This window comes from Campylobacter gracilis (genome assembly GCF_001190745.1).
In the GTDB taxonomy this organism is placed as follows: Bacteria; Campylobacterota; Campylobacteria; order Campylobacterales; family Campylobacteraceae; genus Campylobacter_B; species Campylobacter_B gracilis.
On record NZ_CP012196.1, the window covers coordinates 526,074 to 545,065 of the forward strand.

Annotated in this window: 20 protein-coding genes and 1 pseudogene; 12 read left to right on the top strand and 9 right to left on the bottom strand. The window is 45.1% G+C overall.

Annotated elements, in window-relative coordinates; genetic code table 11:
- Positions 1–99 precede the first annotated feature (99 nt).
- Positions 100–723 (bottom strand): annotated as a pseudogene (locus CGRAC_RS12895) (radical SAM protein); the annotation flags it as partial.
- A gap of 1 nt (position 724) precedes the next feature.
- Positions 725–1,546, bottom strand: a complete 822-nt coding sequence (panC, locus tag CGRAC_RS02760) for a pantoate--beta-alanine ligase (protein ID WP_005870066.1) — start codon at positions 1,544–1,546, stop codon at positions 725–727.
- A gap of 165 nt (positions 1,547–1,711) precedes the next feature.
- Between panC and CGRAC_RS02765 the strand changes: the two genes are divergently transcribed.
- The 5 genes from CGRAC_RS02765 (at position 1,712) to CGRAC_RS02790 (ending at position 4,467) form a co-directional block, all read left to right on the top strand.
- Positions 1,712–2,011 (top strand): DUF883 family protein, encoded by a 300-nt coding sequence (locus CGRAC_RS02765; RefSeq protein ID WP_005870065.1) that lies wholly within the window; start codon positions 1,712–1,714, stop codon positions 2,009–2,011.
- Positions 2,012–2,270: 259 nt separating this feature from the next.
- The gene (locus CGRAC_RS02775; RefSeq protein ID WP_100067308.1) at positions 2,271–2,507 is read left to right on the top strand and encodes a hypothetical protein; all 237 of its coding nucleotides are present in this window, start codon (positions 2,271–2,273) and stop codon (positions 2,505–2,507) included.
- A 58-nt stretch (positions 2,508–2,565) separates the two neighbouring features.
- A complete protein-coding gene (prfB, locus tag CGRAC_RS02780) occupies positions 2,566–3,663 on the top strand; it encodes a peptide chain release factor 2 (RefSeq protein WP_005870062.1) in 1,098 nt (365 codons plus the stop codon).
- A 20-nt stretch (positions 3,664–3,683) separates the two neighbouring features.
- Positions 3,684–4,019: a hypothetical protein gene (locus CGRAC_RS02785; RefSeq protein WP_005870061.1), complete on the top strand. Its 336-nt coding sequence runs from the start codon at positions 3,684–3,686 to the stop codon at positions 4,017–4,019.
- A gap of 10 nt (positions 4,020–4,029) precedes the next feature.
- The gene (locus tag CGRAC_RS02790) at positions 4,030–4,467 is read left to right on the top strand and encodes an SEL1-like repeat protein (RefSeq protein ID WP_005870060.1); all 438 of its coding nucleotides are present in this window, start codon (positions 4,030–4,032) and stop codon (positions 4,465–4,467) included.
- A gap of 152 nt (positions 4,468–4,619) precedes the next feature.
- Here CGRAC_RS02790 and CGRAC_RS02795 read toward each other — a convergent pair whose 3' ends face one another.
- The 3 genes from CGRAC_RS02795 to CGRAC_RS02805 all read right to left on the bottom strand — a co-directional run bounded on the left by CGRAC_RS02795 (position 4,620) and on the right by CGRAC_RS02805 (position 7,460).
- Entirely contained in the window at positions 4,620–5,360 is a 741-nt protein-coding gene (locus CGRAC_RS02795; RefSeq protein WP_005870059.1) for a hypothetical protein, read from the bottom strand.
- 367 nt (positions 5,361–5,727) lie between these two features.
- Positions 5,728–6,306 (bottom strand): hypothetical protein, encoded by a 579-nt coding sequence (locus CGRAC_RS02800; protein WP_050346301.1) that lies wholly within the window; start codon positions 6,304–6,306, stop codon positions 5,728–5,730.
- 587 nt (positions 6,307–6,893) lie between these two features.
- Complete coding sequence (locus tag CGRAC_RS02805) at positions 6,894–7,460, bottom strand: PAS domain-containing protein (RefSeq protein ID WP_005870765.1); 567 nt, start codon at positions 7,458–7,460, stop codon at positions 6,894–6,896.
- Positions 7,461–7,616: 156 nt separating this feature from the next.
- Here CGRAC_RS02805 and CGRAC_RS02810 point away from each other — a divergent pair, with 156 nt between their 5' ends.
- From CGRAC_RS02810 to CGRAC_RS12435, 6 genes are all read left to right on the top strand, one after another.
- Entirely contained in the window at positions 7,617–8,837 is a 1,221-nt protein-coding gene (locus CGRAC_RS02810) for an MFS transporter (protein WP_005870766.1), read from the top strand.
- A 97-nt stretch (positions 8,838–8,934) separates the two neighbouring features.
- Entirely contained in the window at positions 8,935–11,199 is a 2,265-nt protein-coding gene (phsA, locus tag CGRAC_RS02815; RefSeq protein ID WP_005870767.1) for a thiosulfate reductase PhsA, read from the top strand.
- An 11-nt stretch (positions 11,200–11,210) separates the two neighbouring features.
- Complete coding sequence (locus CGRAC_RS02820; protein WP_040303872.1) at positions 11,211–11,777, top strand: 4Fe-4S dicluster domain-containing protein; 567 nt, start codon at positions 11,211–11,213, stop codon at positions 11,775–11,777.
- Positions 11,770–12,741, top strand: coding sequence for an NrfD/PsrC family molybdoenzyme membrane anchor subunit (gene nrfD / locus CGRAC_RS02825; RefSeq protein WP_005870770.1), 972 nt, complete (start codon positions 11,770–11,772; stop codon positions 12,739–12,741). The genes CGRAC_RS02820 and nrfD overlap by 8 nt, the downstream gene beginning before the upstream one ends.
- Before the next feature lie 26 nt (positions 12,742–12,767).
- Positions 12,768–13,421, top strand: a complete 654-nt coding sequence (locus CGRAC_RS02830) for a response regulator transcription factor (RefSeq protein WP_005870772.1) — start codon at positions 12,768–12,770, stop codon at positions 13,419–13,421.
- Positions 13,414–14,532, top strand: coding sequence for a sensor histidine kinase (locus CGRAC_RS12435; RefSeq protein WP_005870774.1), 1,119 nt, complete (start codon positions 13,414–13,416; stop codon positions 14,530–14,532). Before CGRAC_RS02830 ends, CGRAC_RS12435 begins: the two co-directional genes overlap by 8 nt.
- A 90-nt stretch (positions 14,533–14,622) precedes the next feature.
- Here CGRAC_RS12435 and CGRAC_RS02840 read toward each other — a convergent pair whose 3' ends face one another.
- The 3 genes from CGRAC_RS02840 to CGRAC_RS02850 all read right to left on the bottom strand — a co-directional run bounded on the left by CGRAC_RS02840 (position 14,623) and on the right by CGRAC_RS02850 (position 16,759).
- On the bottom strand, positions 14,623–15,447 hold the full coding sequence (locus tag CGRAC_RS02840) for a hypothetical protein (protein ID WP_040303876.1): 825 nt from the start codon (positions 15,445–15,447) through the stop codon (positions 14,623–14,625).
- 125 nt (positions 15,448–15,572) lie between these two features.
- Positions 15,573–16,391 (bottom strand): cache domain-containing protein, encoded by an 819-nt coding sequence (locus CGRAC_RS02845; protein WP_005870776.1) that lies wholly within the window; start codon positions 16,389–16,391, stop codon positions 15,573–15,575.
- Complete coding sequence (locus tag CGRAC_RS02850) at positions 16,388–16,759, bottom strand: HIT family protein (protein WP_005870777.1); 372 nt, start codon at positions 16,757–16,759, stop codon at positions 16,388–16,390. The genes CGRAC_RS02845 and CGRAC_RS02850 overlap by 4 nt, the downstream gene beginning before the upstream one ends.
- 162 nt (positions 16,760–16,921) lie before the next feature.
- Here CGRAC_RS02850 and CGRAC_RS02855 point away from each other — a divergent pair, with 162 nt between their 5' ends.
- Positions 16,922–18,130: an MFS transporter gene (locus CGRAC_RS02855; protein WP_005870778.1), complete on the top strand. Its 1,209-nt coding sequence runs from the start codon at positions 16,922–16,924 to the stop codon at positions 18,128–18,130.
- Positions 18,131–18,359: 229 nt separating this feature from the next.
- Here CGRAC_RS02855 and CGRAC_RS02860 read toward each other — a convergent pair whose 3' ends face one another.
- The gene (locus CGRAC_RS02860) at positions 18,360–18,968 is read right to left on the bottom strand and encodes an IMPACT family protein (protein ID WP_005870780.1); all 609 of its coding nucleotides are present in this window, start codon (positions 18,966–18,968) and stop codon (positions 18,360–18,362) included.
- Positions 18,969–18,992 lie beyond the last annotated feature (24 nt).

Here is an 18,992-nt window from a genome sequence, read left to right on the forward strand (position 1 = left end):
TGAGCTATTGGGGTTTTGCTCGCAGCAAGAGGCGTTAAAATTCTCTCCGTCGCGAAGGCCCGCAAAATTTAACTCGTCTTCGGAGCCATTAAAATTTGCTCCGTCCTTTTTGCTGCGTCTTAGATCGCGGCCGTAGCTGCTAGAATCCTGCGCGATAAAGCTGAAATCGTAAAATCCGCGCGCTACCAAGCCGCGCACCTCTGCTTCGATGTCGTCGATGCTGCGGCTTTTTAGGCGGCCTTTGAAGCTCGGAATGGCGCAGAAAGAGCATTTTTGATTACAGCCTTCCGAAATTTTAACGTAAGCGTGGTAGTTTGAGCCCGTTATCACGCGTGAAGAAGTAAGCGCGGGACTTTGCAGATAGGTTTGCGGGCTGAATAAATTCTGCTTTTTTAAGATCATTTCGTCGATCTTGTCGTAGTCGCCGACGCCGCTGAAAATATCGACCTCGGGCAGCTCTCGCATAAGCTCGTCTTTGTAGCGCTGCATCAAACAGCCCGTGACGACCAGCAGCGCGCCGCTTTTTTTCTGCTCGCTAAGCTTCAAAATTGCACGGATACTCTCTTGCTTAGCGCTTGCGATGAAGCCGCAGGTGTTTACGATCATCACATCCGCGCTCGCAGGCTCATCCGTGAGCTCGTAGTTTTGCAGACGCCCGAGCATGATCTCGGAATCAACTAAATTCTTATTGCAGCCCAGCGAGACGAGATGGAGTTTTGCCATTTTACAGCCAGATATTATCGATCAGGCGGGTTGTGCCGACCTTTGCGGCAAGCAGGATTATCGTATCGCCTTGCTTGATCTGCGAAATTTCATTAAATTTATAATCCACGAACGCTATGTAATCGACCGCCAGCGGCTCAAGTACGTTAAGCATCTTTTCGCGGACGATATTTATGCTGATCTCGCCTTTTTTAATAAGCGAGCTGGCATTTAGCAAGGAGCGCGAAAGCTTAAGCGCCATAAGCTTTCCCTCCTCGTCCAAGTAGGCGTTGCGCGAGCTAAGCGCGAGCCCATCACTCTCGCGCACGATCTCACAAGGGACGATATTTATAGGCATAAAAAAGCTCTTTACCATCTTCTGCACTATGAAAAGCTGCTGGGTGTCCTTTTTGCCCATATAAACGTTGCTAGGACGAGTTAGATTAAAAAGCTTATTTAGCACTTTAAGTACGCCGTCGAAGTGCCCGGGGCGCGTTTTGCCTTCTAAAATTTCACTTATCGGCTTAGGCGCTATGATCGCTGGCTCCTCCGTGCTGTAAATTTCATCCGCGGTCGGGATAAAAAACGCGTTCACATCGAGGCTTTCGCAAATTTTAATATCGCCCGCTTCATTTTTTGGGTAGCTGTTTAGATCCTCGCCGGGCAAAAACTGCGCCGGATTGAGGAACGCCGAGACGATTACGATGTCGTTTTCGTTCCGCGCTCTTTTTATGAGGCTCGCATGCCCCGCGTGCAAAGCCCCCATAGTAGGCACAAAGCCCACGCTGCCGCTTGCCGCCGCTCTGAAGCTTTTTAGCTCCTCTACGCTTCTAATGATCTGCATTATTCTCTCTTTTCAATATAAAATATTAAGGTTGGCAATTATATCAAAAAATATTAAAGGTATAAATTAAGCGCGAAAGGGCAATCTATTTAGCGAGCGTTAATCAATAAGTACTAAAATCTATCACGAGCTTTAGCTCTAAAATAAACTTCAAAAGGAGCGAAAATGGCTACTCAAGAGACAAATTTAGATTCTTTGAAAAAGGATATCGACTCTTTAAAAGCGGATTTTAAAGAGATTATGAAGTCCATCAAAAATATAGGCGCAGAGCGTGCGGAGTCTGCTAAAGATAAAATTCTAGATCAGCTAAATAGCAATGAGATCAAAAAATATATAGATGATCTAAGGCTCAAAGGCAAAGACGGCATAGAAAGCGTAAATGACACGATAAAACAAGACCCGATAAAAAGCATCGCTATCGCTGCTGGCGTCGGATTTTTGCTCGCTTGGTTGCTGAAAAAATAATGGCCGGCATATCTGAATTTATAGTTTCGGTAGTAGAGCTCGTAGACGCTCAAGCTAGCGATATTAGGCGCTCTTTTTTAAAGAGCGCCAATTCGGTTTTATTAAATATAATTACGGGCGTGATTTGCATTATAGGCTTAGTATTCTTTTTGTTAGGACTGCACGCGCTTCTTGAAAAAACTATCGGAGAAATTTGGGCGTATTTTGCTTGCTCTCTCGCAGCTTTTTTATGCTCTATTATCGTGTATAAGGTGCTTTCGTGCAAAGCGAAATGACAAAAGAAAAGCTAAGACTAGTGGTGTCTATGCTTGAAGACAAAAAAGCCGATTGCAAAAAGTTAAAGCTAGAAGAAGCAAAGCTAAAACTGCTACTAAACGACCCTTTGCCCGATCTCTCGACGGAGCTTAAACTGATTAATCATGGCAATATCAAGCAGGTTTTGATATCCCTAATAGATAAATGCTTCATAATACCCGCCTTAAATAAAATTTTATAAACAACCTTAATCCAAAATATGTTATAATCACGCCAAAAGCATAAAAAGGTCTTAAATTTTGGATAATTATGAATACACGGAACTTTTAAAAACCCTAAGTATTAAAGTCGAAAATATTGCAGGCGTCGTAAAACCGGAGAATATTAAAGCGCGTCTAAAAGAGATCGAGGAGCTTGAAAACGATCAAAATCTCTGGCAGGACATCGCAAAAGCAGGCGCCATCGGCAAGGAAAAAACTAAAATTTCAAATATCTTAAATAAATTTCTAAACGCTAAAAATGCCGTAGACGACGCAAAAGCTCTATATGAGCTGGCAAACTCGGAAAACGACGAGGAGACGATAAACTCGCTTTTTGCCGAGGCGGACGAGCTAGAGGACAAGATCATAAATTTAGAAATTTCTATGATGCTTAGCGGAGAAAACGACGATAAAAACGCTATCGTCAGCATTCATCCGGGCGCGGGCGGTACGGAGAGCAACGACTGGGCGAGTATGCTATACCGCATGTATCTGCGCTTTTGCGAGCGAGAGGGCTTTAAGATCGAGGTTTTGGACTTTCAAGAGGGCGAGGAAGCGGGTCTTAAGGACGTTAGCTTCATCGTGCGTGGCGAGAACGCCTACGGATATCTGAAAGCCGAAAACGGTATCCATCGCCTGGTGCGCGTAAGCCCGTTTGATAGTGCAGGGCGCAGACACACGAGCTTTTCAAGCGTGATGGTAAGTCCTGAGTTAAATGACGATATAGAGATAAATATCGAAGAGAAGGATATCCGCGTCGATGTGTTTCGCGCAAGCGGCGCAGGCGGGCAGCATATCAATAAAACCGAAAGTGCCGTGCGCATCACGCATATCCCGACGGGCATCGTAGTAAACTGCCAAAACGACAGAAGCCAGCACAAAAACAAAGAAACGGCGATGAAGGTGCTAAAGTCGCGCCTTTACGAGCTTGAGCTGATGAAGCAGCGCGAGAAGGACGAAAACGCGCCTAAGAGCGAGATCGGCTGGGGGCATCAGATCCGCTCCTACGTGCTTTTCCCGTATCAGCAGGTCAAGGATAACCGCAGCGGCGAGGCGTATAGCCAGACCGATGCGATTTTAGACGGCGATATAAAAAGCATAATCGAAGGCGTTTTGATTTCACAAGCGAACAGATAAATTTTTTTGAAAGGATGAGAATGAGTGAAGATGGAATTTTGCTAGCGCTAGGATATAGCGTAAACGACGCGACGGTCGCGCAGCTGCGAGGAATTTTATCGAAGTGCGATTTTGAGGATAATGAGCTTGATCGCATCGTGGGGCTGAACGATAAGCTTAAAATTTACGGCGCGCATGTGGCGATGTCTAATTCAAACCCGTATTTTAAGATCAAAAACGACGCTACAAATGAGGAGCGCAAGACCGCTGCGGAGGAGATTATCCGCTCTTGGTCGGAAAAATTTAAGCTCAAGCTGCAAAAGGTCGCAGGCAAAGAGACCTATTACGTTTTGGGTCGCCAAATTTCAAAAAATTAAGGAGCAAAATATGAAAAAAATTCTAGCTTTGATCGCCGCCGGGGTATTTTTAGCAGGCTGCGTTAGCAACGCGCCAAAGAGCGCAGTCGATGCGCCTAAGAGCGGTAAATATTCTTTCGCCGACGTTCAAGACGGTATCCGTGCGATGAACCTACAAGGCAGCGTCGTGCAAAGCGATGCGTGCAAAAACGGCAATGGCGCGATGTGTTTAAATTTCGCCGATTCTATGTATTCCAAGCACGACTATGCTTCTGCCGCCAACGCCTACAACGCCGCATGCACGCTCTCTCAAAATTTCCCTGCTTGCCAGAAGCTCGCAGCGATGTTTGAAAAAGGTGAAGGCGTAGAGCAGAATAAATTTAACGCCATTGATCTATACCGCATCTCGTGCTATTACGGCTACAAGGACGCGTGCGCAAATATGCGCCGCTTAGGATACAACGGCTAGCGTTTTTGGGATTTAAATTTTAAAATTCTGTTTAGATTTACTCGCTACGAATGAGCTGCTTTTAAATTCCATTCCGCCGTATCGCGGGATGGAATTTGATGCATTAAAAATTCTGCATCATATATTTTGATAAAATTTTGTGTCACTTATAGCTAGAGATAAATTTTATCTACATCGTTGATATTTATATTATGTCTAGTTAAGAAATATTCTTTCAATTCAAAATATATAGAATTTCTAAATATCGGTATTAAATAATATCTAGAGCAAGCAAATAAGCCGATATGTCCATAATGCGGTTCGCCAACTCTCAATGCAGGAAAAAGCGAAAATCTCCTATCGCCGCTCTTTCCCAAAACAAGGCAAAAGATAAATTTTACTAATATATTGCCCGCAAACTGAAACAAAGCAAAGCTCAAAAACCAACGAGCAGCTACAAGATCAATCGTCATGAAAACCAAGCATAGCAATACCGCCATAAACATATATAGCAATCCTCTTTTTCCTTTAAAATTTCCTATAAAAAAGGACCAATCCATATTATGCTGCAAATTTTCACATTGCTCGACATACGCGATTTTATCTTTTTCGTAAAATTCTATTTGGTTGTTTTTAAGCCGTATCGTCGGTCTCTTTTTTCTATAATCTATAAGCTCCGGCAATATAATAAATAGTGATAAAAATGATAGAAACAAAATCATGTATATACTGTCCTTGACGCTATAATCCACTGCGTCGCTGGTTTTCCAATCGAAATTTACGATTATGGCAAATACGCCGCCTATAAAAAGAGAGAAAACCATTAATAGCTTTTGATATAGATATTCGTAGTTTTTAAGAATTATCGGATCTTTGTCGTAATCTCTTGTTTGCTGTTTATTAAAATTTTCCATTTATCAGTACTTTTTATAAAATCAGCTTATTTCCTTGCTTTTTAATTTGCCTTATGATATCTCTTTTTAAATTTAAATTTTCTAAATTTTACCTTTTTGCTAAATACCGATAAGGTGCGCGGGACGGTATCTAAATCTATATGCGTTTTGCGCATAAAATACTCTCTTAATTCCAGATACTCTTTTTCGCTATAAATCAAAACATTTATAATTCTAAGACGCCCGTTTCGCCGTATATCACAAGCCGGTCATAGACGCCTAGGCATCTGAAACTGCCATTTTTAAGATGCATCAATATACCCGCTCCGAATAGGCTAATTGCTATCATCGAAATTAGCGCGATCATTGCATGCATTCCGCGCATAACTTATGCGCCCAAAGGCCAAAGCGACAAAAACATCATTTCAGGTATGCTTATCCTCTGCCGCCGGTCCCAGCGCGGATCAAAACTGATCGCAACGGCGCCGATTTGTTCAAGTTTCAAAGATTTATAAGCTTTATCTTCTTTGTAATATTTGATATCCGAATCGTTAAATACGAAATAGACGCCCTTTTGTTGCTTTCGCCTGATAAAAAACATTACCAAAGCGAAAGGAAGTAATCTAAAATTTTTGGGCTCAATGGGGTTTACTACGGTAACGACCGAGATGAAGAATAAGCATCCTATAAGCGTGGCAATCATGGAATATTTCATATAGTCGTAAAAAGCATAGTCTTTTATTATTATCGGATTTTTGTCGTAATCTCTGGCTTGGACTTCGGAGCTTTTGTTAATAGCGGTATCATCAGAATTTAAAGTCTTAGAGCTTGCATCTTCTAATTTTAAATTTTTGAAGTCGAAAGCGTTAAAATTTTTGGGATAAAGACCTTCTGTTAGATTTTGCTTTGCATCGCTGTGCTGATTATTTAGGAGTTTTCTTAATTCCTCAAGCCTGCTTTGATCCATTTATCGCCTTTAAATTTGATGGACGCACCATTTTATATTCTCATCACTTAAAGCTCAGTAAATTTTATCGCTCATTCGCTGTCCTACAATAAGGCAAAGACTCTAGAAATTTTAAGCTATACGTAAAATCTACCATAAATCCAAAAAATTCTAATCAAGCGTATAAATTTCCTTATTTTTAAATCCGCCTTATACTCAACTTTTTAAATTTTAAAGCAACCCTCGTGTCTTATAGTAAATTTCTCTCTTAGCAAATCACCTCTTTCTTAGATCAAGTAGCTATATAGCCCGATGCCCTGTCGTAAGTTACTTTCTAGCGCTTCACGGAGCTGCGCTAAATACGCATCAGGAATTTTAGATGTAGAAACAACCTGTATGGTATGATACTACTAGATGTAAAATATATATAAGAAATCTAAAATATAATCTTTAAAGAATTTTTATTAAATTCTATATTTCAAATTTAAGAAATTTCCGCGGAATTTTGACTAAATTTCGCATTTTATAATTTTATTATGTCATGGAATTTTCGAGGTAAAATTCCAACCAATTCCGCGGAATTTTAATTTGCGTCTGTGTCAGTCAAACTAGCTAAAAAGCTTTTTCATCGCCTTAAAAAACATTGCGGTGAGCGGATTTGATTTACCTGAGACCTTTGCGATCCAGCTCTCGTAGGTCTCGCCTTTGCTTTTTAAAAAGTCCACGAGCGCCTTTTGGCTAGCCTGCATACCGCCGTTTCTTTCAGCATCCAGTAGCGCCCTATAAATTGGCTCTATAGTTTCGATCGCGGATCTTGGCGGAGCCTTGCGAAATGCCGTGTATTCGGTGATCTGCCCTGTTACAGGATCTTTTTTAGAAGTAAATTCCGTAATGACCCAATAAAAGCGCCCATCTTTGGCTAAATTTTTTACCACGGCGGTAAAATCCTTGCCCTGCTGTATCGTATCCCACATAAGCTTAAACGCTATGCGCGGCATATCCGGATGCCTGATGATGTTATGCGGCTGCCCCAAAAGCTCAAGCTCACTATAGCCGCAAATCATACAAAAATACGGATTTGCAAACGTGATAATGCCCTTCGGATCGGTTTTGGAAACGATATAGCGCTTCTCATCGAGTTTGATTTCCTGATTAATCGGAGTCGGTCTTTGCATTTTTAATCCTTTGCTTAAAAATTTATTGCAGAGTATATAAAATTTTTCTTTTCAGAAATATTAAATTTTCGTTAAATTTTTATAAATGTTAAATCTTTAAGTGAATTTTTAAAATTTAATGTATAATCTCAAATCAAAATTTCAAAAGGCAGTGCGTTGAAAAATCCCTTCCTATCGCTTAAATACTCAAATTTTAGAATTTATTGGATCGGGATGAACCTCTCGCTGATCGGCTCTTGGATGCAAAGCGTCGCGCTGCCGTGGCTAGTGCTAAGCATAACCGCAGACGCTTTTAAGGTCAGCCTCGTAGCTGCGGCGAGGTTCTTGCCCGCGCTACTTTGCACGCCGTTTTCCGGTGTACTGCTCGATAAGTTTAATCGCAAAAAGATCCTTCTGCTCGCTCAAATAGGCATGGCGGTGACCGCTTCAATTTTCGCGGTTATGAGCTTTTGCGAGCTATATTCTTTCGGCAAAATTTTATTTTGTGCTTTTGCAAGCGGCATCTTTACCAGCATGGATGCCCCAAGCCGCCAGTCGATGGTAAAAGACCTCATCGACTCGCCCCGCGATCTAGCCAACGCCATAGCGTTAAATTCTATGTCCTTCAACGTCGCTCGTATCGCAGGACCCGCACTTGCGGGGATAGTGATGGCGCTGTGGGGCGTGGGCTTTTGCTTTTTATTCAACGCGCTTAGCTTTTTAGGCATCATCGTTTCGCTGTTTTTCATAAAAATTCCGCCATCCGCTACTACGCTATCTAGCAGAAGCGGAGGCGTTTTTGCCTCGATTGGTGCCGGAATTTCGTATGTCTTGCACAAAAAAATTCTAAGCGAGCTAATGATAATAGTGCTTATTGTAGCGACGTTGGTGCCAAATTACAACGTAACGATCTCGGCGCTTGTTAAGCTTAGCCTGGGTGCGGATGAGCGAAGCTTTGGATATTTGATGTCGGCTCTAGGCGTGGGAGCCTTTTGCGGCGCACTTTTCGTAGCAGTCTTTGATAAACTCGGCATCCGCAAAATCAGATCGTGCGCGATCGCTATGGGGGTGAGCTTAGCTCTTACTGGGGCTGCGAATTCCTTTACATGGGCTGCGGCAGGGCTTGCCGTAACTGGGTTTCTTTTCGTAATCACAAACTCAAGCATCAACTCCACCGTGCAGATGCACGTAAGCAACGAATTCCGCGGGCGCGTGCTTAGCTTATACGCGCTATTTTTAATAGGTAGTACGCCATTTGGAGCGCTCATATCGGGCTTTTTTACCGAGTTATTAGGCGCTCGCGTAGCCCTTGCGATCTGCGGCGCAATTAGCATTTTGCTACTGCTGGCGCTATTTTACGGCTTTAAAATACAGCGCAGGACGCATTTTATCTTTTGAGATAAAGTCTAAGCCAAAAGCTGCATTATCAAAATTAACCTTATTTTTACGATGAATCCTTAGAATTCCTACCGAAATTTAAAGGTAAGGAGTTTTTATGAATAGACGAAATTTCTTAAAAAGCACCGCCGCGATCGGCACGCTAGCGACGCTAAATCTAAATTTAAACGCTAGCGCGGTCACCGGCGGGACGGAAAAGAAAGTCGCCAGCGTCTGCGAGATGTGCTCCTCGCGCTGTCCTATCGAGGTGACCGTCAAAAACGGTCGCGGCGCTCTCATCGAGGGCAACCATCGCTTTTCGAACAAAACCTCAGTCTGCGCTCGCGGAGGCGCGGGCATCAATCAGCTCTACGACGATCAAAGGCTCATTAAGCCGCTCATTCGCGTAGGCGAGCGCGGCGAGGGCAAATTTAAAGAGGCGAGCTGGGACGAGGCGCTTAAAATTTGCGCGCAGAAGCTTGGCGAGATTTCGCAAAAATACGGCCCACAAAGCGTAGTTTTTACATCCAAAACGGGCGAACACCACACCCAGATGATGAATTTCGCCTGTGCATACGGCAGTCCGAACATCTACTCGCACTGGTCCTGTTGCCCGGTCACCTACAATATCGCCGTGCCGCACACTTTCGGCACTAACATGCAAAGAGACTACGGCGACGCAAAATACATCGTAAATTTCGGCCACAATCTCTTTGAGGGCATCGACATCTCAAAAACAAAAAAGCTCGCAAAAGCCGCAAGCAGAGAGGACGTAAAGCTTTTGGTGCTCGATCCGCGCTTTAGCGTCGTAGCTTCTAAAGCCGACGAGTGGCTGCCGATAAAGCCGGGAACCGACGCGGCGTTTTTGATGGCGCTGATTCACGTCTGGCTACGCGATAACAAATACGATAAAAAATTTATCGAACAATACGCCGTGGGGCTAGAGGAGTTAAGGCAGTCCGTGAAAGATACGACTCCGCTTTGGCAAGAGGGTATCACGGGCATCAAAGCGGATAAGCTCGAGCGCATCGCAAATGAAATTTACGCCGCAGCTCCCGCAGTCATAATCGATTGGGGTCATAAAACCACGACCGCCAAAGCCGAATACGTCCGCACGCGCGCCATCGCGATCGCAAACGCGCTGATGGGAAACGTCGAGAGAAAGGGCGGAATTTACTTCTCGAAGGACTCCAAAACCTTCAACGCGCTTTGCAAAGAGGATCTATTCCCTACTATCTCAAACCCCGATAAGGAGTTTAAAATTCCAAAGACCGCGCGCATCGACGGCTGCGGCGAAGAAGGTAGCGAAAATTTCTTCGTGCCGCGTAAACACGGCGTTTTGATGCAGATCGCGCCTACGATTTTAAGCGAAAAGCCTTACCCCGTAAAAGGCTGGGTCAGCACGCGCTTTAACCACCTTATCAACGTTGCGGGCGTGGATAAGAGCGTAGAAGCGATCAAAAAGCTAGACTTCGTGCTCGCAATAGACGTGTATATGAGCGACTTTGCGTGCCTAGCCGATGTGATCTTGCCCGAATCCACGTATTTGGAGCGCGACGAGTCGATTCAAAACAAAGGCGGCACCGCGCCGGGATTTGTGATGCGAAACAAAGCCGTCGAGCCGGTGGGCGATACGAAGTGCGGCTATGAAATTTTTAGAGAGCTTGCGAGGGTGATGAAGATCGATAAGGACTACACCTGGAACAATATCGACGAATACCGCATGCAGCAAGCCAAAGGCAACGCCGAGCTAATCGCAAATTTAATCAAAAACGGCTACGTAAGCTACAAAGTGCCGAAGCTATATTACCGAGAGCCGAAGCTCGTGGCTAAATTTATCGATAAATATCCTGCCGCGGCGGAGTTCGTGGACGAAAACGGCGAGATGAGCTCGCAGATGAAATTTAAAACCCCAAGCGGTAAGATCGAACTTTTCGCGCCGAAAGTGGAGGAGCTTTTCGCAGGATACGGCTGCTTAAATACCGAGGGTATGGACGTATTCGGCGGGCACAAATACTGCCTCATGACCGGCAAGACCGCGCTTCACACCAACGGCCACACTCAAAATGTCAAAATTTTAAACGATATGATGAGCGAATCGCCGGTTTGGATCAGCCCGGCTTCCGCAAAAGCGGAAGGGCTAAAGACGGGCGATATCGTGAAGCTCAAAAATAAATTCGGCGAGCAAAAAGCTAAAATTTTCGTCACGCAAGGCATCAGAGACGACTGCCTGTTTTTATACCACGGCTTCGGGCACGTAAGCCCGGGACTAAAGCGCACGAACGGCATAGGCACAAACCAAAGCGTCCTTCTCGATCCGGCTGCGGGTCCTGTGGTAAGCACGATGGTAACCAACGTCGGCGTCGATATAGTTAAAATTTGAAAGGGGCGGTTATGAAAAAACTCATAATGATTCACGACGAAAATTTATGTATAGGTTGCCAAGCCTGTTCGGTTGCGTGCAGGAATGAAAACGGCGTACCGAGCGGCGTTTATAGGCTGCAAGTGCACGGCAAAACAAGCGGCGTTTTTCCAAATTTAAAACTTGATTATTCGCGCGCCAGCTGCGTTATGTGCGAGGATAGCCCCTGCGTGGACGTCTGCCCTACGGGAGCGAGCTTTAAAACCAAAGACGGCGTAACGCTCATAGACGAGAGACTTTGCGTCAGCTGCAAATACTGCATCCTAGCCTGTCCTTACGACGCGAGGTTTGTAGATCCCGTCACGCACGCTATCGGCAAATGCACCTTTTGCTACACGAACCGCACTAGCAAAGGCTTACAGCCTGCCTGCGTAAGCGTGTGCCCAACGGATGCTTTAACTTTCGGCGACGTAAATGACGTAAATTCCGAGGTAAGCAAGCTGCTAGCCAAAACAAGCGTAGAATATCCAAAAGCATATCTAAACACCAAGCCGCGCCTAGCGAATATCAAAAACAAAAAAGGAGGACGCTATGAATAATATGTGGGGCGATATGAGCCAATACTCTGAAATTTACTGGCCTTGGCCGATTGCGATTTATCTATTTTTGGCGGGTCTTAGCGCGGGAGCGACGATGGTGGCGCTTTTAGTCAAATGGAATCGCCACGAAAGCGAGCAAAATTCCATCTGGGACGCGATGATTAGAGCGGGTGCGATCACGGCGCCGCTTACGATCTGCGCGGGGCTTTTGCTTTTGATCTTTGATCTGGGCAAGCCTCTTACCTTCTATCTTTTGCTGATCAAATTTAACTTCGGCTCGGTGATGAGCCTCGGCGTTTTGGCGCTTTTGATCTACGTGCCGTTTAGCTTTGTATTTGCGCTATGCGTATTCGGCGAAGAAATTTGTAAATTTAAACTACTTGCATTCCTACGCCCTATCGTAAATTTACTAAGCTCGTTCGCCAAAGCTTCCAAACTATTCGAGCGAGTTTTATTTATCCTTGCTCTTTGCGTGGGCGCATATACGGGCTTTTTGTTAAGCGCGGTGATGAAAATTCCGCTTTGGAATACTCCGGTGCTGCCGATTTTATTTCTGCTATCCGGCTTTTCCAGCGGCATCGCGGCGAGCATTTTAGTTGGACTTCTGTTTTTTAAAGGCTCGTTAAACAAAGATAGCATAAAATACCTTTTGGTGCTTGATCTGCGCGCGATACTCTTTGAGATTCCGCTTTTATTCATTCTGTTTGTCGGTATGTATTTTGAGGGCGGCACTAGCGCGCTTGCGGCACAGCAGGCTTTGACGCACGAGGTTTACGGTAAAATTTTCTGGATCGGCGTTTTAGGCACGGGGCTCATCGCTCCGATCATCATCGCCTTTACGGCGCTGAAAAACCACGCCTACAAGCCTGCGTTTATAGTTTTAAATTCTTTCGTCGTGCTTTGCGGCGTCATTCTGCTTCGCTACTATATCGTATATGCGGGGCAAATTTGCACGGGAGCGTAGCCTCGCTCCCGATTTAGGGAGTGAGTTTGAAAATTTTACTTTTAGAAGACGATTTTGAATACAGAAGCAGCGTAAGCGAGTATCTCACGGAGCTCGGCTACGAGGTGGACGAATGCGAAAGCGGCGACGCAGCCTGCGATAAGATCGCCGCGAATGCATACCACTTGCTGATTTTAGACATCAAAGTGCCGGAGGTTTCGGGAGAAGAGGTGCTTAGATATGCGCGAAGCCTCGGCCTCAACACCCCCGTGATGATGATGACCTCGCTCGGCGACATCGACGATTTGAGCCAGTGCTACGAGCTAGGCTGCAACGAATACCTAAAAAAGCCCTTTCACCTAGCTGAGCTTAAATTTAGAGTAAGCGAGCTGATGCGAAAGTATTTCGGCGACGAAAAGGGCGCCGTCAAGATCGCGGATAAATTTCACTACTTCGCAAATTTAAAAATTTTAAAGCGCGCAGACGAAGAGATATCGCTAAGCGCCAAAGAGATCAAAATCATAGAATTTCTGCTCGCCAATATCAAAAGATTCGTTAGCGTCGATGAGCTCATCGCCGACGTATGGGACGGCGAGGCGGGTAGCGTCGATGTGCGCGTGCATATCAGCAACCTCCGCTCCAAAACGAGCAACGATTTCATCCTCTCCAGCCGCGGACTCGGATATAAGATCAATGCTTAAAGGGTTTAAATTTACGCTTTTTAGCGCGATTTTTATCATCGGCGCCTTTATAAGCGAGAGTCTTTATATCATCTATTTAAACTCCAAAATCGAGGAGAGCGCCGACGTCGCCGAGCTGATGCAAAAAAGCAGCGAAGCTCTAGCCGGCGCGTATCCCGATCTAAAAGACGAGCTCATCTACGACTATGCGATCCTAAACGCAAACGGCGAAATTTTAAGATCAAACCTCAGCGTGCAACCGCCCGATTTTGCGTTTATCACGCTGAAATTCGGCGGGCGAGTATTTTTTAAGCGCCATTTTCTACATGAGGGCAAGCTGCATTTTTTCGTCATCTCAAAAAAGATAAGCTACGCCAAGATAGAATTTATCGCGATCTCTACGATCTTTATCACGATTTTCGTAGCGCTCATCATCGCGCTGTTTAACTACAAAATCATTAAAAATTTCTACGCGCAGCAAAGCAACCTCATCAAGGCGTTTTTCAACGACGCGATGCACGAGCTAAAGACCCCTCTGGGCGTCGCGCTCATCAACACCGAGATGCTTGGGCTGCGCGACAAACACACTGCGCGTATCAAATCCGCACTCAAGCAGATGGTAATTACTTACGAGGACGTGGAGTACTTCATCAAAAGCGGTAAGATGAGCTTCAAAAGCCGCCGCATCGATATGAGCGAGTTTTTGGGCGCTAGGATAAATTTTATCTATCTGGTCGCAAAAAGTAAAAACATAAGCCTGCAATCGCGAATAGCGCCCGATGTGAGCGTTTTTATGGACGAGACCTCGCTGATGCGCCTCATCGACAACACGCTAAGCAACGCCATAAAATACTCGCGTCCCGGCGGCAAAGTCATCATCGCACTGGAAAAGGGGGTGAGCATAGCGGTATTTAGCGTGCAGGACTTCGGCATCGGCATAAAAGATACGAGCGCGATCTGGGAGAGATACTCGCGCGAAAACGCGGCTCTTGGCGGATTCGGCCTCGGGCTAAACATAATCGATAAAATTTGCAAGCGCTACGGAATCGCAAAAAGCGTCAGCTCAAAACCGAACGAGGGCAGCACCTTTTGCTACAAAATCCCGCTGTTTAAGCAGAAGCTTTTGGACTAAAGGCGCGTTAAATTTAGGCGCAAATTTTAAAATTTAGAAGTAGAATTCGCGCGGCTAGGGCTTTTTAAAATTTTGTTTTAGCGCGGCTTTTCAGCCACCTTTAAACATACTTTCTCTTACCAAGCGATTCGCTATTTCCTCGATATTACTTTCATAAACTTCAAAATCACTATTACCGCATGTGTCGATTTTTAAATAATACTTCTTCTCGCGCGAGCCGTTTTCTATAGTCTCATCATAATGTTGCTTCGCTTCAGATAAATCTTTTATAGTGTCTCCCACATATATTTTAACCACGGCATCTCTAAATTTAAAATTATCATACAATATAAAGCTTTTATCGAAGTATAAAATATACTCGCGCAAACCGCCGTATTCTACTATAGGCTCCTCAAAACCGGCTGATCTGCCATCTAAATTTATTTTTAACTTTTCTGCGATATTTACGGGCTTCATTTGAAATTTCTCGACAAAAATACTTCTATACGGCCAAGCGACTTGATTTTCACGTTTTTGTATCTCATATTCTTTAGATAGAACTTCCAGCCAATCATTGTTATTAAATTTATCCGTTTCGTAAAAGCCTACTTTAACGGCAAATTCTCTATTGCCGTAGTTGCAAGTTTCACTGCCATATACATAATAGCATTTATCGGTAACGAGGGTTTGAAACAGCATACGCCTCTTTAAAAGATCTAAAATTCCGCGCTTAAATCGCTCCTCTTTGGGTAAAATTCTATCCTCTTTGAGGCAGTATCCTTGCTTGTATTTATTGTAATCGGGGAGGGAAACTACGGCGAAGCCTCGCGAGGTGGAATAGTCTGGCACGATGCGGATAAATGCGGCGCAGAGTATTATTATAAGAAGCAGCACTGCGGCTAGCGCTTTAAATTTAGCGGATTTATAAAATTTCATACCGACGCTCCTTTTAAAATTTAAAATTTCAGCGCAAATTTCCGCGATCTTGCGATTAAATTTAAAACGCTGCACCGCTGCGATAAAGCAGGCAAGCGACAGTCGCCTAAATTTAAATCCCGCCGCTAGCCTTCGCGGTGCAAAATTATATAGCCCAGCTTCGTGCCGTTTTCGTCCGAAAACGCCCTCACGTAAAAATAGTGGCCATCTTTTTTGATAAAACTCTGCGCCCCAAAATCAAGCGTCGCCAAAATCGACAAAACGTCGTAATCCGGCGCGCTGTTTACGACGATAAAGTCCTTGATAACGCCTATTTTATCGTAGAAGCAGTCGGTTTCAAACCTCTTATCGACTAAGATAAAAATATCGTTTCCTATGCGGTTGATCTGCGCAATGACGTGCTCGAAATCGAGCATTATCTCGGCGCTTCCGATAAATTTGCCCTCGCTAAAAACGGGGGAAATTCCGCGCATGAAAACCCCGCACCGCCCCATCTCGACGAGCGCTTTAGGAAGCAGGCTTTGACGGATCTGCAAAAGCGAATGGCGAAAGGAGCTCAGATCGTCGTTGTAAAATTCGTCGCTCCAGCTCCTAGCCAGGCTTCTGGCGCTTTGCGTATGAAAATGTATCTTCACGCCCGTATAGAATGGTACTGCGCTTAAGATGTCTTTGTATTTTTTCGTCACGTCCATACACTCGCCGTGTTTGCCGCTCTCAAAGCAGCGCACCACGTCGCTATTCTGCGACAAAATCAGCGAGATCGCAAAGGCGTTTAGCTTCTCTTCGTCCACGATCTTTTCAAACAGGCTCGCGCTAAAATCGAACTGCTGCTTGATTTTTATCTCGTTTTCCTCGCTTTTAAAGCGCAGATAAAACGCAAAGGTAGCGACGCAGCAAGCAAGCGCAAAAAGGCTTAGGTATTTTTTAGAGCGCGCGCCTATCATCTGAATTCCATCTTTAAATTTGCTGCTAAAACCTCTGCGAATTCGCTAAATTCCGGCAGATCGAGCTTGCCATTTCGCATCTTTTTACCCCAGACGGACTCCGGGAAAAAGCTGTCGTTTTTAAAGCGCGCTTGGACGTGAAAATGCACGCGCGGCACGTAGTTGGCGAAGCTTGCGATGTTGATCTTATCGGGTGCGTAAAACTCCCGCAGGCTCTTTTCGCACTGAAGCACGGCGCGCCACAGATGCGCCAGCGTCGCCTCGTCGCAGTCGCTGAGCTCCTTAAATTTCGCCTTCGTAAAGACCTTCACCCACGGCACTTCGTGCTCCTCGCGCTCCACATAAATCATCTCATCTTCGTAAATCATCGCTTCTCCTTGAAAATGGAATTTTAATGCAAAGCCCATTAAAGCTCGGTAAATTCCTCCTACATAAATAATATACTAAAATACATTAATTAAATATATCTATAAAATCTCGGTATATTCGTGATTTTTATGCTATAATTCTATTTTTTAAAAGGAATATATATGAAATCAGTTTGGATAATGATCCTATGCGCCGCGGCGATTTTGATGATTACGATGGGCATTCGTATGTCATTAGGTCTTTTCATGCAGCCTATAATGCAAGCAAATTCCCTATCCATCGCGCAAGTAAGCTTTGCGATGGCAACTACGCAGCTGGTATGGGGCTTTTCGCAACCGCTTAGCGGGATACTTGCAGACAAGCTCGGTGCCTACGTCGTGCTGTTTTGGGGCAGCGTGCTTTTGGCGATTAGCTGCACTCTTGTGCCGTTATTTAGCAGCGAAAGCTCGCTTGTATTAACGATGGGTTTTGGGCTTGCGCTGGGGCTTGGCGCGGGTAGTTTTCCGATTCTAATGAGCCTAATGGCAAAGCGCCTGCCATTTTCTATCCGCTCGGTTGCTAGCGGAGTGCTAAATGCAGGCGGCTCGTTCGGGCAGTTTTTATTTGCGCCAATGATTGGGTTTTGTATCGCAACGCCTGCTTTAGGATACGGCGGCGCATTTTTTACGCTTGCAGGGCTTAGCTTGCTAATTCTGCCGCTTGCGAGGCTTTTAGCAGGCGGCAAAATTCTATTCGGCGAGCAAACCAGCCTGCATGAAGAAGATAAGCGCAGCTTAGGCGAAGTGCTGCGTTTGGCGCTGCGTGATAAAAGCTATATTTTGATAAATTTAAGCTTTGCTACGTGCGGTTTTCACGTAGCGTTTTTAGTGACGCATCTGCCTAGCGAAGTAGCACTAAGCGGGCATGGCGCGCAGGTAGCATCCTTTTCGCTCGCACTGATTGGCATCGCAAACATCGTAGGCAGCTTATTCGTAGGCTGGTGTGTTTGCAAAGTGCGATGTAAAGTCATTTTATTTTGCATATATGCCCTGCGTATCGCTCTTATTGGTGCTTATGTGCTCTCGCCCAAAGATAGCCTTACGTTTTATATCTTCAGCGTGGGATTAGGATTTACCTGGCTAGCGACCGTGCCGCCTACTGCGGCTGCCGTTGGTAAGCTATTAGGGACGCGATATTTAGCAAGCCTATTTGGATTTACGATGCTTTCGCATCAAATCGGCGGATTTTTTGGCGCATATATCGGAGGTCTTGCGGTGCGAGCATACGGCGCGTATGATTATATGTGGTATTTGGATATGACGCTAGCGGCTATTGCAGCTCTGCTAAGCCTGCCTGTGCGTGAAGCTAAGATGAAGCACGTGAAATTTTAAAGATTTTATGGGATTTTGAAATTTACGGACGGAATTTTTGCGTGATTTTGCAAGCTAAATTACGACAGAATTTTGAAATTCTTAAAATTTTAAAATTTATTGGATTTTATGTTTCGCACGATAAAATTTCACTTTAGCTTTAAAATTCCGCTACTATAAAATGCAAAATCCGCTTATGCTTTCAAATTTAGCCGAGACGAGCTTTTAAATTTTATAGAATTTTGGAATTTTAAAATTCCGGCTCGTGCAGCATTTTAAGAGCCGGCGCGAGAGCATCTGCAAAGCCTTTAAATTTTTCAAATTCCTCCGCGCTAAACTCTGCGCTAAACTCCGCTCCCGCAGCACCGAAGCTCGCCTCATAAACAAAACCCGATTTTTTTAAAAAATGTTCGAATTTCGCCACCGCCGCAAACGGCACGAAAAACGCGCAATGCCTTTTAAGAAAAAAGTCGGTTAAAGCACCACTGCTTGCGGCAGCCTCGATAGCGAGATTTGCGCTACTAGCGTATGCGCGCACTAGCCCGCCGGTACCCAGCTTGATGCCGCCGAAGTAGCGCACCACGAGCACTGCGGCGTTAATCAATTCGGCACCGCGAAGCGCGTTTAGGCACGGCGCGCCCGCGGTCGATTTGGGCTCGCCGTCGTCGCTTGAGTTTTCTACGATCTGCCCGGGCTCACCGAGCGCGCGATACGCCCAGACGATATGGCGCGCCTTTGGGTGTTGCTGCCGCAACTGCGCACGCAGCGTCTCAAAGCTCGCTAGCGGCGCTAGATAGGCGATGAAGCTTGATTTTTTGATCTCCTGCGCGGCGCTGATCTCTTTTTCAATCGTTTTCAAGGCTTTCCTTTGCGGAATTTTATC